General features: G+C 71.1%; 11 protein-coding genes. 8 read left to right on the plus strand and 3 right to left on the minus strand.

Translation table 11 applies throughout. From position 1 onward, the window contains the following. The first annotated feature begins 302 nt into the window (after positions 1–302). From ACWD3C_RS40165 to ACWD3C_RS40180, 4 genes are all read left to right on the plus strand, one after another. Positions 303–1,265: a Zn-ribbon domain-containing OB-fold protein gene (locus ACWD3C_RS40165; RefSeq protein ID WP_451152232.1), complete on the plus strand. Its 963-nt coding sequence runs from the start codon at positions 303–305 to the stop codon at positions 1,263–1,265. Then, positions 1,266–2,342: a thiolase domain-containing protein gene (locus ACWD3C_RS40170; protein ID WP_451152234.1), complete on the plus strand. Its 1,077-nt coding sequence runs from the start codon at positions 1,266–1,268 to the stop codon at positions 2,340–2,342. Between the two features lie 32 nt (positions 2,343–2,374). Then, on the plus strand, positions 2,375–3,538 hold the full coding sequence (locus ACWD3C_RS40175) for a thiolase domain-containing protein (RefSeq protein WP_451152252.1): 1,164 nt from the start codon (positions 2,375–2,377) through the stop codon (positions 3,536–3,538). An 84-nt stretch (positions 3,539–3,622) separates the two neighbouring features. Continuing rightward, a complete protein-coding gene (locus ACWD3C_RS40180) occupies positions 3,623–3,865 on the plus strand; it encodes a DUF397 domain-containing protein (RefSeq protein WP_451152236.1) in 243 nt (80 codons plus the stop codon). Between the two features lie 76 nt (positions 3,866–3,941). Here the strand turns inward: ACWD3C_RS40180 and ACWD3C_RS40185 are convergent, their stop codons facing one another. After that, positions 3,942–4,874: a transglutaminase-like domain-containing protein gene (locus ACWD3C_RS40185; RefSeq protein ID WP_451152238.1), complete on the minus strand. Its 933-nt coding sequence runs from the start codon at positions 4,872–4,874 to the stop codon at positions 3,942–3,944. 180 nt (positions 4,875–5,054) lie between these two features. Here ACWD3C_RS40185 and ACWD3C_RS40190 point away from each other — a divergent pair, with 180 nt between their 5' ends. The 3 genes from ACWD3C_RS40190 (at position 5,055) to ACWD3C_RS40200 (ending at position 8,950) form a co-directional block, all read left to right on the plus strand. Then, complete coding sequence (locus ACWD3C_RS40190) at positions 5,055–5,660, plus strand: CGNR zinc finger domain-containing protein (protein WP_451152240.1); 606 nt, start codon at positions 5,055–5,057, stop codon at positions 5,658–5,660. A gap of 329 nt (positions 5,661–5,989) precedes the next feature. Then, complete coding sequence (locus ACWD3C_RS40195; RefSeq protein ID WP_451152242.1) at positions 5,990–6,490, plus strand: hypothetical protein; 501 nt, start codon at positions 5,990–5,992, stop codon at positions 6,488–6,490. Between the two features lie 105 nt (positions 6,491–6,595). After that, the gene (locus tag ACWD3C_RS40200; protein ID WP_451152244.1) at positions 6,596–8,950 is read left to right on the plus strand and encodes a glycoside hydrolase family 95 protein; all 2,355 of its coding nucleotides are present in this window, start codon (positions 6,596–6,598) and stop codon (positions 8,948–8,950) included. 14 nt (positions 8,951–8,964) lie between these two features. Here the strand turns inward: ACWD3C_RS40200 and ACWD3C_RS40205 are convergent, their stop codons facing one another. Together ACWD3C_RS40205 and ACWD3C_RS40210 are read right to left on the minus strand one after the other, a co-directional pair. Beyond that, on the minus strand, positions 8,965–12,147 hold the full coding sequence (locus ACWD3C_RS40205) for an FAD-binding and (Fe-S)-binding domain-containing protein (protein WP_451152246.1): 3,183 nt from the start codon (positions 12,145–12,147) through the stop codon (positions 8,965–8,967). Positions 12,148–12,207: 60 nt separating this feature from the next. Then, positions 12,208–14,190 (minus strand): aconitate hydratase, encoded by a 1,983-nt coding sequence (locus ACWD3C_RS40210; protein ID WP_451152248.1) that lies wholly within the window; start codon positions 14,188–14,190, stop codon positions 12,208–12,210. A gap of 231 nt (positions 14,191–14,421) precedes the next feature. On the opposite strand from ACWD3C_RS40210, the gene ACWD3C_RS40215 reads away from it, so the two are divergent. Next, a complete protein-coding gene (locus ACWD3C_RS40215; RefSeq protein ID WP_451152250.1) occupies positions 14,422–14,874 on the plus strand; it encodes a peptidase inhibitor family I36 protein in 453 nt (150 codons plus the stop codon). Positions 14,875–14,991: the final 117 nt, after the last annotated feature.

The following is a 14,991-nucleotide window of genomic DNA, read 5'->3' on the forward strand; positions in this document are numbered from 1 at the left end:
TCTGTGGTTCAGCGGTCGCCGCGATCGGGTGCGTGGTCCCGCCTGCCCGCAGAGTGCCACGACCGTGCCCGGCGTGCCGGATGGCCCGTTGGCGTCGGGATCACGGTGTGGTGCAGTGGGCGCTCAGCGGTTGCCACGCCCGAGCCCTTCAGCGCCGCCCACTGGACGGCGGGTGCTCCCCCGCCGGGCGGCCCCACCGGCTCAGCGGTTGCCGTGCCCCGGCTCCGCCCCACGACCGTCCGCCGAGTCGTACGGCGACCCGGCCCCGCCGCGTCGTCCCCCTTCCCTCCCGAGGAGTCCCCGTGCCTGCCATCCTCAAGGCCCCCCTCGTCGTCGAGTTCCCCTTCACCCGCTCGCTGGGCCCCGTACAGAGCGCCTTCCTCACCGGCCTGCGTGAACGCGTCGTCCTCGGGGTGAAGACCAGCGACGGTCGCACCCTCGTGCCACCTGTCGAGTACGACCCGGTCACGGCCGAGGAGATACGCGACCTGGTCGAAGTCGCCCCCACCGGCACTGTCACCACCTGGGCCTGGAACGACGAGCCCCGCCGGGGACAGCCGCTCACCGACCCCTTCGCCTGGGTCCTGGTGCGGCTGGACGGTGCCGACACGGCACTGCTGCACGCCCTCGACGCCCCGGGCCCCGACGCCGTACGCACGGGCATGCGCGTCCGCGTCCGCTGGGCGGCGACACGCTCCGGCGCCATCACGGACATCGCCTGCTTCGAGCCGTACGAAGGTGAAGAAGGCGAGGAAGGTGAAGACGCACCCCGACTCACGGGCCACGACGGGGAGTTCGAGGACAAGGTGACCGGCATCGTCGCCCCCGCCCGCCTCGACTACACCTACTCGCCCGGCCGCGCCCAGTCCGGCTACATCAACGCCCTCGCCGAGCAGCGCACGGTCGGCGAACGCTGCCCGTCCTGCCGCAAGGTGTACGTGCCGCCGAGGGGCGCGTGCCCCACGTGCGGGGTGGCCACGGCGGAACAGGTCGAGGTGGGGCCGCGCGGCACGGTCACCACGTACTGCATCGTCAACATCAAGGCCAAGAACCTGGACATCGAAGTGCCGTACGTCTACGCGCACATCGCCCTCGACGGCGCCGACCTCGCCCTGCACGGCCGGATCGGCGGAATCCCCTACGACCAGGTGCGCATGGGCCTGCGGGTCGAGCCGGTGTGGACGGAAGGGGCCCGCTACCCCGACCACTACCGGCCCACCGGCGAACCCGACGCGGACTACGAGACGTACAAGGAGCTGGTGTAGATGCCGAGCGACCCGCGGCGCGACATGCCCGTCCGGGACATCGCCGTGGTCGCCTTCGGGCAGACCGGACACCGGCGCACCAGCGACGAGTTCTCCGAGGTGGAGATGCTCATGCCGGTCCTCCACGATGTCCTGGACCGGACCGGCCTGAAGACCGGCGAGGTCGGCTTCACCTGCTCCGGGTCCAGCGACTACCTCGCGGGCCGCGCCTTCTCCTTCACCCTCGCCCTCGACGGGGTGGGCGCCTGGCCGCCGATCTCCGAGTCGCACGTGGAGATGGACGGGGCGTGGGCGCTGTACGAGGCGTGGACGAAGCTGCTCACCGGGGATGCCGACACCGCGCTCGTGTACGCGTACGGCAAGTCGTCCCCCGGTTCCGTACGGGACGTCCTGACCCGCCAGCTGGACCCGTACTACGTGGCGCCCCTGTGGCCCGACTCGGTGGCGCTGGCCGCGCTCCAGGCGCAGGCGCTCATCGACGCGGGCGAGACGGACGAACCCGCGCTGGCGGCGGTGGGAGCCCGGAGCCGTGCGGCAGCCATGACCAACTCCCGTGCGCAGCTGCGGGGTTCGGTGGCGCAGGGGGACTATGTCGTACGGCCCCTCCGTACCGGCGACTGCCCGCCCGTCGGCGACGGGGCGGCCGCCGTGGTCCTCGCGGCGGGGGAGCGGGCGCGTGAGCTGTGCGAGCGGCCCGCGTGGATACGGGGCATCGACCACCGCATCGAGGCGCACGGCCTCGGCGTACGGGATCTGAGCGACTCGCCGTCCACCCGCCTGGCCGCCGAGCGGGCCGGAGCCTTCGAACGGCCCGTCGACACCGCCGAGTTGCACGCGCCGTTCAGCTCGCAGGAGGTCGTCCTGCGCAAGGCGCTGCGGCTCGACGACAGCGTGAACGTCAACCCGTCCGGGGGAGCCCTCGCCGCCAACCCGATCATGGCCGCCGGGCTCATCCGCATCGGCGAGGCGGCGACTCGCATCCACCGGGGCGAGTCCGACCGTGCGCTGGCCCACGCCACGTCGGGGCCCTGCCTGCAACAGAACCTCGTGGCCGTACTGGAAGGAGACCCGCGATGAGTTCCGCGATGAGTCCCACGATGAGTTCCTCGATGAGCAAGGAGCCCGTGGCCGTCGTAGGGATCGGCCAGACCAGGCATGTCGCGGCGCGACGGGACGTGTCGATCGCCGGGCTGGTGCGCGAGGCCGCGGGGCGGGCCCTGGAGGACGCCGAGTTGACGTGGGCCGACATCGACGCCGTCGTCATCGGCAAGGCGCCCGACTTCTTCGAGGGCGTCATGATGCCCGAGCTGTACCTCGCCGACGCGCTCGGTGCCGTGGGCAAGCCCATGCTGCGCGTGCACACGGCGGGCTCGGTCGGCGGCTCGACCGCGCTCGTCGCCGCGAACCTGGTCGCGGCCCGCGTCCACGGCACGGTGCTCACCCTCGCCTTCGAGAAGCAGTCCGAGTCGAACGCCATGTGGGGCCTGTCCCTGCCGATCCCGTTCCAGCAGCCGCTGCTCGCGGGCGCGGGCGGCTTCTTCGCGCCGCACGTACGCGCGTACATGCGGCGCAGCGGTGCCCCCGACACGGTCGGCTCGCTGGTCGCGTACAAGGACCGGCGCAACGCGCTGAAGAACCCGTACGCCCACCTGCACGAACACGACATCACGCTGGAGAAGGTCCAGGCCTCGCCGATGCTGTGGGACCCGATCCGCTACTCGGAGACCTGCCCCTCCTCGGACGGCGCCTGCGCGATGGTGCTCACCGACCGCGCGGGAGCGGCCCGTTCACCGCGGCCGCCCGCCTGGATGCACGGGGGCGCGATGCGCAGTGAGCCCACGCTCTTCGCGGGCAAGGACTTCGTGTCGCCGCGGGCCGGCCAGGACTGCGCGGCCGACGTCTACCGGCAGGCGGGCATCGCGGACCCGCGCCGGGAGATCGACGCGGTCGAGATGTATGTGCCGTTCTCCTGGTACGAGCCGATGTGGCTGGAAAACCTGGGCTTCGCCGCCGAGGGCGAGGGCTGGAAGCTCACCGAGTCCGGGGTGACCGAGCTGGACGGGGACCTGCCCGTCAACATGTCGGGCGGTGTGCTGTCCACCAACCCGATCGGCGCCTCCGGCATGATCCGCTTCGCGGAGGCGGCCCTTCAGGTGCGCGGCCAGGCGGGAGAACACCAGGTGGCGGGCGCCCGAAGGGTGCTCGGGCACGCCTACGGCGGCGGATCGCAGTTCTTCTCGATGTGGCTGGTGGGCGCCGAGCCGCCCGCCTGATGAACCTCCCCCTCACGTGGCCTGTTGGCGACGGAGACCGATCGCTAGTCTGGCGGCGGACGACGAACCGGGAGGAGCACGGACGTGGCCGAGAGCACCATGGAGCAGCACCCGCTCGCAGGCTGGGAGAAGCCGGATCTGGACCTGAGCAACGCCGAGTGGCAGTCCAGCAGCCGAGGGCGGGGAGACGTCCAGATCGCCTTTGTCGAGGGCTTCATCGCGATGCGCAACAGCGGCCGGCCGGAGAGCCCTTCCCTGATCTTCACCCCCGCGGAGTGGGGCGCCTTCGTGTCCGGGGCACGTGAAGGGGAGTTCGATCTGACCTGAGGCGCGGCTCGCCGCTCCTGGGAACGGCGTTCGCCTGCCGGGGGCGGCCCATGAGCCGGGCCGGCCCCCGGGGCGATCAGGCCCGGGCGTGCCGGAGACTGACCTCACACGGCTCGTGGAACTCCGACATCGACAGCACCGTCCTCGGCGTACGCAGCCCGTCGTGCCGCTCGAACAGGGTTCGCGCCACGTCGAAGGACACGTCGCCGGAGACCACCGGCGAGGCCTCGTCGTACACGGCACGGATCAGGTCCGTCATCTCGGCGTCGCTGTCGGCTCCCGTGCCCCAGATGTCCCACAGCAGCGTCTCGACCTTGTTCAGCGCCGCGAGGTCGAGACGGACGTTGCCCGCGACGAAGAACTCCCCGAACAGGGGTCCCTCCTCCGGCGGGTGGAGGCCGAAGGTCTTCGCGTCCGCCTCGCCCGCCCGGATGGCCCGCCATGCCTCGCCCGCGACGAGGAAGCGGTCGCGCGGGACGTCCATCGGGTCGAAGTCCACCTGCCACCCGTCCCTGACGTCGGGGTCGGTGAGCTGCGGATCCGCGAGCAGCCAGCCGCGCCCCTCGTCCCAGTACTCGGTGACCACATGATCGCAGTGGAAACCGTTCGTGCCGAAGTAGTCGGCGAAGCCGGAGCGGATGCGGGCGGGGATACCCACGTGGCGCAGGAACGAGCAGTGCAGCAGCGCGAAGTCGCGACAGACACCGACGAAACGGTCCCCTGCCTCGCGCCGCCGCGTGAGCGGCGCGTCGTTCCGCTCGACGACGATCCGCAGGATGCCGTCGACGTAGCGCGTCTCGGCGTCGTTGTGCAGACGGTCCTGAGGGATGGCGTAGCGGTACAACTCGCCCTCCCCTCGATGGATCGTCAGATCACGGGCCACACATGCCAGTTGAGCCGGATCATTCGGCAGATCGGCGTACAGCGGGGCGAGATCGCCGGGATCGGAGAACACGCTCTGCTCGGTGTAGAAGGCCGCGACGTCCGGCGCGAGGTGTGCGGATGACATGAGTGAACCCCCTGCAGGCATCGGCCACATGTTCGATTACTGGGCCGGTGCGCCTCACCGTGCCAAAATTCCCCCGGAATTGTCCAGAATCCTGTCCGGCCGAGGGCGGGGAAGGAGTCTCGCCGCTCCTGAGGGCCTTCGCTTGCCCTAATGGATGCAGTCGCGCCTATCATTAGCCTCATGCAGGACACGATCAGCCCGGACGCCCGCCTCGCCCTGGACCTCGCCCTCACCATCAGGCACGACGGCCACGGGGGAGTCGCCGACGATCTCACCGCACCCGAGGGCCTCACCGCCTGGGTCCGGGCGCACGCCGACACCCTGCCCGGCGCCGACGGCTTCGCCCCCGACGAAACCGTGCTCCTCGCCGTACGCGAACTGCGGGCCGCAGTCCGCGCCCTCTTCGCCCGCGCCGTCCACCCCGGCGAGCCCAGCCCCGCCGACGCCTCCCGGCTGCTGCCCGTACCCCAGGCCCTGGAGCGCCTCAACACGGCCGCCGCGCTGGCCCCGACCGTGCCCGTGCTGCACTGGCCCGAGGGCGCCGACCCGGTCGTGCGCCACCGCACCGAGACCGGCGGCGACCAGTTGGCCGCCACCCTCGCCCGCGCCGCCGTCGCGTTCCTCGCAAGCCCCGACCGGCAACGGCTGCGCGCCTGCCACGCGCCGCGCTGCGTGCGCTACTTCCTCAAGGAGCACCCCCGCCAGGAGTGGTGCAAGCCGTCGTGCGGCAACCGGGCCAGAGTGGCTCGCCACCACGAACGGCACCGGAAAGCGTCCGCTCGGTAACCGCCGAAACGGCCCCTGCCGAACCCCTCCCGGTGTCGCCTGGAGGCCACGGCGCGTGCTCACTGCCCGCGCGGGTCGCCCGCCGTGGCAGGGGGTAGGTATGGGGCGGTACGGCGCACGGAGTCGACGGACGCTTTCCGATCGCGACAGTGAACTCGCCGCGGCCGACGCCATGCGGCGGCTCGCAAGAGGGACTGTTGCGGCTCCTCCGCGTGGGCGCGAACAGCCACGGACGGCCCGCAGCGGACAAACAACCGTAGCCCCGGCACTCTCGCGGGAGCCTTCGGAACACACGTCACCGAACACTGCCGGGCACGTACCATGGCGGCATGTCCTTCCTCCGCCGCCGCAGCGCCACACCCGCCGGGCCCGACTTCGACGTACTGGCCATGGACCCGGGCGACTGGCCGGGCAATCTCGGCGCGGGCCTGCTGCCCGCCCCCGACGGCAGCTGCCAGGGTGTCTATCTGCGCTACGACCTGTTCGGCGGACGCGGCCCCGCGATGATCATCGGCAATCTGCCGGAGGGCTCCCCGGCCCGCGAGGTCGGCGAGGACGAGATCCCGTTCGAGGTGGCCCAGCTGCTGCTGGCGCTGGGGAACGAGGAGGAGATCACTGTCGTCGGGTCCGAGGACATGCCGGTGATGCAGGGCGACAACCTCCTGATCGTGCGTCGCCTCAAGCTCTCCGAGAGCCGTATCTCCTGCGTGCAGTTCGACCGCAGCGACAACGTTCTGGTGACCATCGCCGCCTGGGACCGGCCCATCACGGACGACCTGTACGCGTTGCTGAAGCCGCTGCCGGCGGAGCTGTTCCAGCAGCCGAGCTGATCCGGCCGGACCGGCCCCGTACCTGAGCGCGGGGCCAGGCTGACTTGTCACGACTCTTGTCGACCAGTCATCGGATCATTACGGTCCGAGGGTATGGCGCATGAGATGTCCCGAAGAGCCACGCTGAAGTCCGCAGTCGGTGGAGCGGGCGGCCTGGCGTTGACGGGCGGCCCCTTCATTTCATCCGGAGCGGCTGCTGATTCCTCCGATGTATCGCCGGTACCGGACCCCTTACAGCTCTGGTACACCAGCCCCGCCGCCGACTGGGAGCGCGAGGCCCTGCCCATCGGCGGCGGAGCCCTCGGCGCCATGGTGTTCGGCACGCTCGCCTCCGAGCGGCTCCAGTTCAACGAGAAGACCCTGTGGACCGGCGGCCCCGGCTCCGCCCAGGGCTACGATCACGGCAACTGGAGTGCACCACGCCCCGGCGCGATCGCCTCCGTCCAGGACGAGATCGACGCCGAGACGACGCTCGACCCCGACTCCGTCGCCGAGCGCCTCGGCCAGCCACGCGCCGGCTACGGCGCCCACCAGACCTTCGGCGACCTCCACCTGGACCTGCCGGGCGCCCCCACCGCGACCCCCGCCTCGTACCGCCGAGCCCTCGACCTCCGCGAGGCCGTGGCGACCGTGACGTACACCCACCAACAGGCGTACCACACACGGGAGTTCTTCGTCTCCCACCCCGACAACGTCATCGTCGGCCGCCTCACCGGAGACGCGGGCGTGACCTTCACCCTGCGCTACACCTCGCCCCGCACCGACTTCACGACCACGGCCGCCGATGACCGGCTCACCGTACGCGGTCGACTCGCCGACAACGGGCTGAGGTTCGAGGCGCAGATCCGCGTCCACCACACGGGCGGCACCCTCACCGCGCACACCGACGGCACGCTCACCGTCACCGACGCCGACAGCGCCTGGTTCGTCCTCGCCGCGGGCACCGACTACGCCGACACCTACCCGGACCACCGGGGCGACGACCCGCACACGGCCGTGACAAGGACCGTCAACTCCGCCTGCGCCCAGGGCTGGTCAAGGCTCCGCGCCCGCCACGTCCGCGACCACCGCGCCCTGTTCGACCGGGTCGCGCTGGACCTCGGCGGTGAGACTCCGGACCTCCCCACGGACCGGCTGCTCGCGGCCTACACGGGCGGGACCACGGCCGCGGACCGGGCGCTCGAAGCCCTCTTCTTCCAGTACGGCCGCTACCTGCTCATCGCCTCCTCCCGCCCCGGCTCGCTCCCCGCGAACCTCCAGGGCGTCTGGAACCACAGCACCAGACCCCCCTGGTCGGCGGACTACCACGTCAACATCAACCTCCAGATGAACTACTGGCCCGCCGAGGCCGCGAACCTCGCCGAGACGACCGCCCCGTACGACCGCTTCGTCGAAGCCCTGCGCGCCCCCGGGCGGCGTACGGCGAAGGAGATGTTCGGCTCACGCGGCTGGGTCGTGCACAACGAGACCAACCCGTACGGCTTCACGGGCGTGCACAACTGGGCGACCGCGTTCTGGTTCCCCGAGGCCGCCGCCTGGGTCACCCAACAGCTTTACGAGCACTACCGGTTCGGCGGCTCCACGGCCTATCTGCGCTCGACCGCGTACCCGGTGCTGAAGGAGGCCGCCGAGTTCTGGCTCGACAACCTGCGCACCGACCCGCGCGACGGCACCCTCGTCGTCACCCCGAGCTACTCACCCGAGCACGGTGACTTCACGGCCGGCGCGGCGATGTCCCAGCAGATCGTGCACGACCTGTTCACCAACACCCTGGAGGCCGCCAGGATCCTCGGCGACACTCCCGCCTTCCGGAAGCAACTGGCCGACGCGCTCGACCGGTTGGACCCCGGCCTGCGCATCGGAGCCTGGGGCCAACTCCAGGAGTGGAAAGCCGACCTGGACGACCCGGACGACCAGCACCGCCACGTCTCCCACCTGTTCGCCCTGCACCCGGGCCGGCAGATCGAACCCGGCAGTGCGTGGGCCGAGGCCGCAAGGGTCTCGCTCACCGCGCGCGGCGACGGCGGCACCGGCTGGTCCAAGGCCTGGAAGATCAACTTCTGGGCACGGCTGCGCGACGGCGACCACTCCCACAAGATGCTCGGCGAACAGCTCAGGTCCTCGACGCTGCCCAACCTCTGGGACACCCATCCGCCGTTCCAGATCGACGGCAACTTCGGCGCCACCGCCGGAATCGTCGAGATGCTCCTCCAGAGCCAGCACGACGTCATCGAGATCCTCCCCGCCCTGCCCACCGCCTGGCCCGACGGCTCGGTCCGCGGCCTGCGCGCCCGCGGCGGCGCCACCGTCGACATCGACTGGGCGGACGGCAGGGCCACCCGCGTCGCGCTCTCCGCCGCACGGACCAGCGAACTTGCCGTACGAAGCGACCTGTTGGAGGGGGACGAGCTGACGTTCAAGGCGGTCGCCGGGCGGCGGTACGTCTGGGAGGCATCCTGAGGCCTGAGGCCGGTTCAGTGCCGCAGCCCTCGGGCCAGCCCGGCCGCCGCGCCGACGACCGTCGCACCGGTGGCCGCGAGGGCGAGGGACGTGGCCCACCGTCCCGGGGGAGCGGGCCGGGCGCCGGGCGCGACACCGTACGCGCTGCCCGGCGCGCCCGGCAGGGCGGAGGCCAGCAACTCCGCCAGGTGCACGCCCTCGTGACCGCCGCTGTCGAACTCGTGGATCTGCGTACGGCAGCTGAAGCCGTCGGCCAGGACGACCGTCTCCATGTCCGCCTCACGCAGCCGCGGCAGCAGGACACGCTCGGCGCACGCCTCGCTGACCTCCAGATGACCGCGCTCGAAGCCGAAGTTGCCGGCCAGCCCGCAGCACCCGGACTCCAGATGCTCGGCGTCGACTCCGGCGCGCCGCAACAGTTCCTCGTCGGCCGCCCAGCCCATGATCGCGTGCTGGTGGCAGTGGACCTGGGCCAGAGCCTTCGCCTGCCGTTCCGGCACCTGGGGCGGCGTGTACCCGGGGCTGTGTTCGGTGAGCAGCTCGGCGAGCGTCACCGTCTGCGCGCGCAGACGCCGCACGTCACGGTCGCCGGGGAACAGCTCACCGGCGTCGGACCGGAACACCGCCGTGCAGCTCGGCTCCAGACCGACCACCAGGCCACCGGCGCGGACATGGTCGGCCAGGTGGCGGACCGTGCGCGTCAACACCCGCTTGGCAGCGGGCAGTTGACCGGTGGAGATCCAGGTCAGGCCACAGCACAGGGGCTCGGCGGGCAGCACGACACGCCACCCCGCGTCCTCCATCACCCGCACCGCCGCCCGGCCGATGTGCGGGTGGAAGACATGGGTGAAGGTGTCCGGCCACAACAGAACCGTGCCGCGCGCCCCGTCGCCGTACGGCTCATGCCGGGCGAACCACCGCTGGAGCGTCTCGTCGGCGAACAGCGGCACCTCCCGGTCCTCGACCCCCGCGACGGCCACGGCGGCCCGGGACAACAGGGGAGCGTGGGTGAACGCGTTGACGACCGGGCCGAGCCGCAGCCGGCCCACGGCCTGGGCGACGGCAGGCAGCCGGCCCATCGACAGATGGGAGCGCGGCCGTCGCCACGGCCGGCCCTCGAAGTGATGGGCCAGGAACTCCGCCTTGTACGTGGCCATGTCCACATGGGCCGGACAGTCCGTCTCGCAGCCCTTGCACGCCAGGCACAGATCCAGCGCGTCCCGCACCGCCCGCGAGCGCCAGCCGCCTTGGACCGCGCTGTCGCCGTGCCCGTCGAGCATCTCGAACAGCAGCCGCGCCCGGCCCCGCGTCGAGTGCTCCTCCTCGGAAGTGACCTGGTACGACGGGCACATCACCTGGCCACCCTCGTTGGTGTACTGCCGGCACTTGCCCACACCGACACACCGGTTGGCCGCCTGAGCGAAGGACCCGCCGTCGTCCGGGTACCGGAAGTGCACGTCCTGCGGGTCGTACGGGGCCCAGCCGGCGCCGAGCCGCAGATGCTCGTCCAGCCGGTACGGCGCCACGACCTTCCCTGGGTTCATCCGGTTCAGCGGGTCGAAGGCCGCCTTGAGCCGCCCGAACGCCTCGACCAGCTCGGCGCCGAACATCCGCGACAGCAGCTCGCCCCGGCTCTGCCCGTCCCCGTGCTCCCCGGAGAAGGAACCGCCGAACCCGGCCACCAGGTCGGCCGCCCGCTCCATGAAGCGGCGGTAGGCCGCCACCCCGTCGGCGCTGTACAGATCGAAGGGGATCCGCGTGTGCACACAGCCCTGCCCGAAGTGGCCGTACAGGCTCGGCCCGGTGTCGCTCTGGTAGCCGAACTCCTCGTACAGTCCGCGCAGTTGCCGCAGATAATCGCCCAGCCGCTCGGTCGGCACCGCCGAGTCCTCCCAGCCCTCGAAGGTGTCGGGCCGGTGCGGGACGTGCGCGGTGGCGCCGAGACCCGCCTCCCTGACCTGCCACAGTTCCTCCTCGCGGGCCGGGTCGTCGAGGAAGGCCACTTGTGGGTCACGTTCGCTTCGGTGGAGGTCGCCGAGCATGCGGTGGGCCTGCGCGTCGGCCTCTTCGACGGTCTCGCCGCCGAACTGCACCATCAGGAAGGCCCGCCCCTCGGGCAGTTCGGTGATGGCCTTCGGGTTGAGGTTCTTGAGCTGCTCGTCGTGGATCAGCCGGGAGTCGACCCCCTCCAGCGCCATCGGCTCGTGCGGCAGGATGCCCGGTACGGCGTCCGCGGCCTTGTCGATATCCGGGAACCTGAGGACGACCAGCGCCCGTTCCTTGACCACGGGTACGAGTTCCAGCTCGGCCCGCACCACGGTGACCAGGGTCGACTCGCTGCCCACCAGCAGTCCCGCGACATCGAAGCCGTGCTCGGGCAGCAGGGAGTCGAGGTTGTAGCCCGACACCCGGCGCGGGATGTCCGGGTAGCGGCGGCGGATCTCCTCCGCGTACGTGTCGCGGAGGACGCGCAACCGCCGGTACAGGGCGGCCCTCAGATCGCCGTGCCGCTCGATCTCGGCGTACTCCTGATCGCTCGTCTCGCCGCACCAGAACCGGGTGCCGTCGTAGAGCAGCACTTCCAGGCGGGCGATGTTGTCGACGACCTTGCCGGTCTGCTGGGCCGTGGCGCCGCACGCGTTGTTGCCGATCATGCCGCCGATCGTGCAGTTCATATGGGTGGCGGGCTCCGGGCCGTAGCGCAGGCCGGCCGAGCGGAGCCTGCGGGGCGCGCCGAGGTCGAGGGGCTGAGCACGGTCGGCCCCTCGACCTCGGCTGAGGCGCCCCGGAGGCGGAGCGCAAGAGACACGCGCGAGGTGCTGGTTGAGTTCGTCCAGTACGATGCCCGGCTGGACGACACAGGTGCGGGCGTCCAGGTCCACGGACTCCAGCCGGGTGCAGTACTTCGACCAGTCGATCACCACCGCCGTATTGGTGCACTGGCCCGCCAGGCTGGTCCCGCCACCTCGGGACAGCACCGGAGCGTCGTGCTCCCGGGCCACCGCCACCGCTTCGACGGCCGCCTCAGGTGTGCGGGGGAGGACCACGCCGATCGGGGTCTGCCGGAAGTTCGAGGCGTCGGTGGAGTACGCGGCCCGGCTCCCCGCGTCGAAGCGGACCTCACCGTCGACCCGCTCCCGCAACGCGGCCTCCAGCGGCCCCGGCACCGTGGGATCGGTCAGGCCGTACGCACCCATGAGTCCTCCTCGCGCGATGACGTGCCGTAGGACCTCGCCGAGTACCCCGGCACCCCTCCGTCACCCGTGCGTAGTGAGCGCCGGGATGGTGCCACCGGCGAGGACGGCCTCCCGTTGCCGGTCCGAGAGGTGGTGGTGGAGGCGGTAGGTCTCGGTGCGGGTGGTGTTGCGCACGGTGAGGGACGCCGGTGCCCCGGGTGCCAGGGCTTCGCGCAGACCGTCCACATGCAGCCGGTCACCCGGCCGGATGCGGTCGTGGTCGGCCGGGTCGTCGAACTCCAGGGCGAGAACACCGAAGTTGGCGAGGTTCTGCTCGTGGATGCGCGCGTAGGAGGCGGCGAGGACGGCGCGCAGCCCGAGGTGGCGCAGGGTGATCGCGGCGTGTTCGCGGGAGGAGCCCTGGCCCCAGTTCTCCCCGGCGACGATGACGTGTCCGCCGCGCTCGCGCAGCTTGGCGGCGCGCCGCGGGTACTCGGCATCGAGCCGGGTGAGGGTGAACTCGGCGAGCTTGGGGATGTTGGAGCGGTACGGCAGGGCCTTGGCGCCGGCCGGGGAGATCTCGTCGGTGGAGACATGGTCGCCCGCGGTGAGCAGGACCGGGGCGTCGAGGGTGTCGGGCAGCGGGTCGAGGTCCGGCAGGCCGGAGATGTTGGGGCCGCGTTCCAGCCGTACCCGGGAGGCCTCGGCGGGCGGCGGCGGGGGCTCCAGCATGGTGGCGTTGACCGTGGCCCGCTCGGGCAGGTTCAGGCTCGGATACGGCACGCCGCGGTCGGTGGCCCAGTCGCGCGGGTCGGTGATGGTCCCGGTGAGCGCGGAGGCGGCCGCGGTCTCCGGCGAGCACAGCCAGACCGCGTCGTCCTCGGTGCCGGAACGGCCGGGGAAGTTGCGTGGGAAGGTGCGCAGCGAGTTGCGTCCGGCGGCGGGTGCCTGGCCCATGCCGATGCACCCCAGGCAGCCCGCCTGGTGCAGCCGCGCCCCGGCCGCCAGCAGCTCGAAGGTCGCCCCGGTGCGGGTGAGGTCCTGCAGGATCTCCCGCGAGGTGGGGTTGACGTCGAAGCTCACGCTCGGGGAGGTCTGACGGCCGCTGACCATGGCCGCGGCGATGGCGAAGTCACGCAGCCCCGGATTGGCCGAGGAACCGATGACCGCCTGCCCGATCGGCTCGCCCGCCACCTCGCGCACGGGTACGACATTGCCCGGCGAGGTCGGCTTGGCGATCAGCGGCTGCAGGGCGGAGAGGTCGATCTCCTCCTCCAGGTCGTAGCGGGCGTCCGGCTCGGCGTGGATGCCGGTGAAGTCGTCCTCGCGGCCCTCGGTGCGCAGGAAGTCGCGTACGGCGGCGTCGGCGGGGAAGACGGAGGTGGTGGCGCCGAGTTCGGCCCCCATGTTGGCGATGACGTGCCGGTCCATCGCGGTCAGGCGGTCCAGCCCCGGGCCGTGGTACTCCAGCACCCGTCCCACCGCGCCCTTCACCCCGTGACGGCGCAGCAGCTCCAGGATCACGTCCTTGGCGCTGACCCATTCGGGCAGACCGCCGGTCAACCGGATGCCCCACACCTTGGGCATCCGCACGTACAACGGCTGACCCGCCATGGCGAGGGCCACCTCCAGCCCTCCGACCCCGATGGCCAGCATTCCCAGCGAACCGGCGGCACAGGTGTGCGAGTCGGAACCGGCCAGGCTCTTGCCAGGAATACCGAAGCGCTGCATGTGCGTGGGATGCGAGACTCCGTTGCCGGGCTTGGAGTACCAGACTCCGTAACGCCGGGCGGCCGACCGAAGGAAGGCGTGGTCCTCGGCATTGCGCTCGTCCGCCTGGAGCAGATTGTGGTCGACGTACTGCACGCTGATCTCGGTGCGTACCCGGTCCGGGCCCAGCGACTCCAGCTCCTGCATCACCAGCGTGCCGGTGGCGTCCTGGGTGAGCGTCTGATCGATCCGCAGGCCGATCTCCTCCCCGGGCACCATGCGCCCTTCCACCAGATGCTCCTCGATGAGCCGGTGCGCCACTGTGCCGCCAGAGCCCCGCCGCTGCGTGGTCATCTCCCACCGACCTCCTCACCGTCCTCGCACGAAACCGTTCTCGTACGAGTCTCCGTCCCGCGTACCCGCTCCCGCGCACCTTGCACGGATTACTACCCGAAGACATACAGGCATCAAATACCGGGCCTGGAATGAACGGTTTACGGGTGTGGCGCATTTCCTTCTTGGGGCGCATACGGCTACGGCCTGCCTTCGCTTTCTGAATGCGCGGAATTCGGTTCCGAGGAGGAAATGAATGAAACCGAGACAGTTGAATTCCACTCGAATTCGGGCCGTGGTCGTCGGTATGACCTGGCGGCCGCGACCGCCCTGACCGCCCCGACCGGCGCCCAGGCCAGTGAGGCCGTACCGGCGGTGAGCAAGGCCGATCTCGCGCACGCCGCGGTGAACTGCCCGAGCCGGTATGTGTGCTTCTGGACCGGGCCGAACTTCACGGGCTCCAAGTGCCAGTGGGACGTCGCCGACCCCGACTGGCGGGGCGGATCCATCCGCTGTTCCTGGTCGGCGACCCGCAACGTCAAGTCGGTGTTCAACGCCGGCACGTCGAGCGCCACCGGCGTGGCCTGCTACAGCGGCGCCAACTATGTGAACCGGAAGGGCTGCACCCGCCAGCAGCACGGCGGCAACCTCGCCGGCACGTACAAACTCCGTTCCCACCGCTGGATCTCCGGATCCTGCGGCTGAGGCACCTATTTGGAATTCGGCTGTCACGGCAGCTGTAAGTCTTGATCGTTGACGTGTCTGTGCAGGTCAGGGGTGGCGCGGGCATGGGAACGGCCACCGCGATCATGGTCGTTTGTG

It is taken from the genome of Streptomyces sp. NPDC002845, from assembly GCF_053591955.1.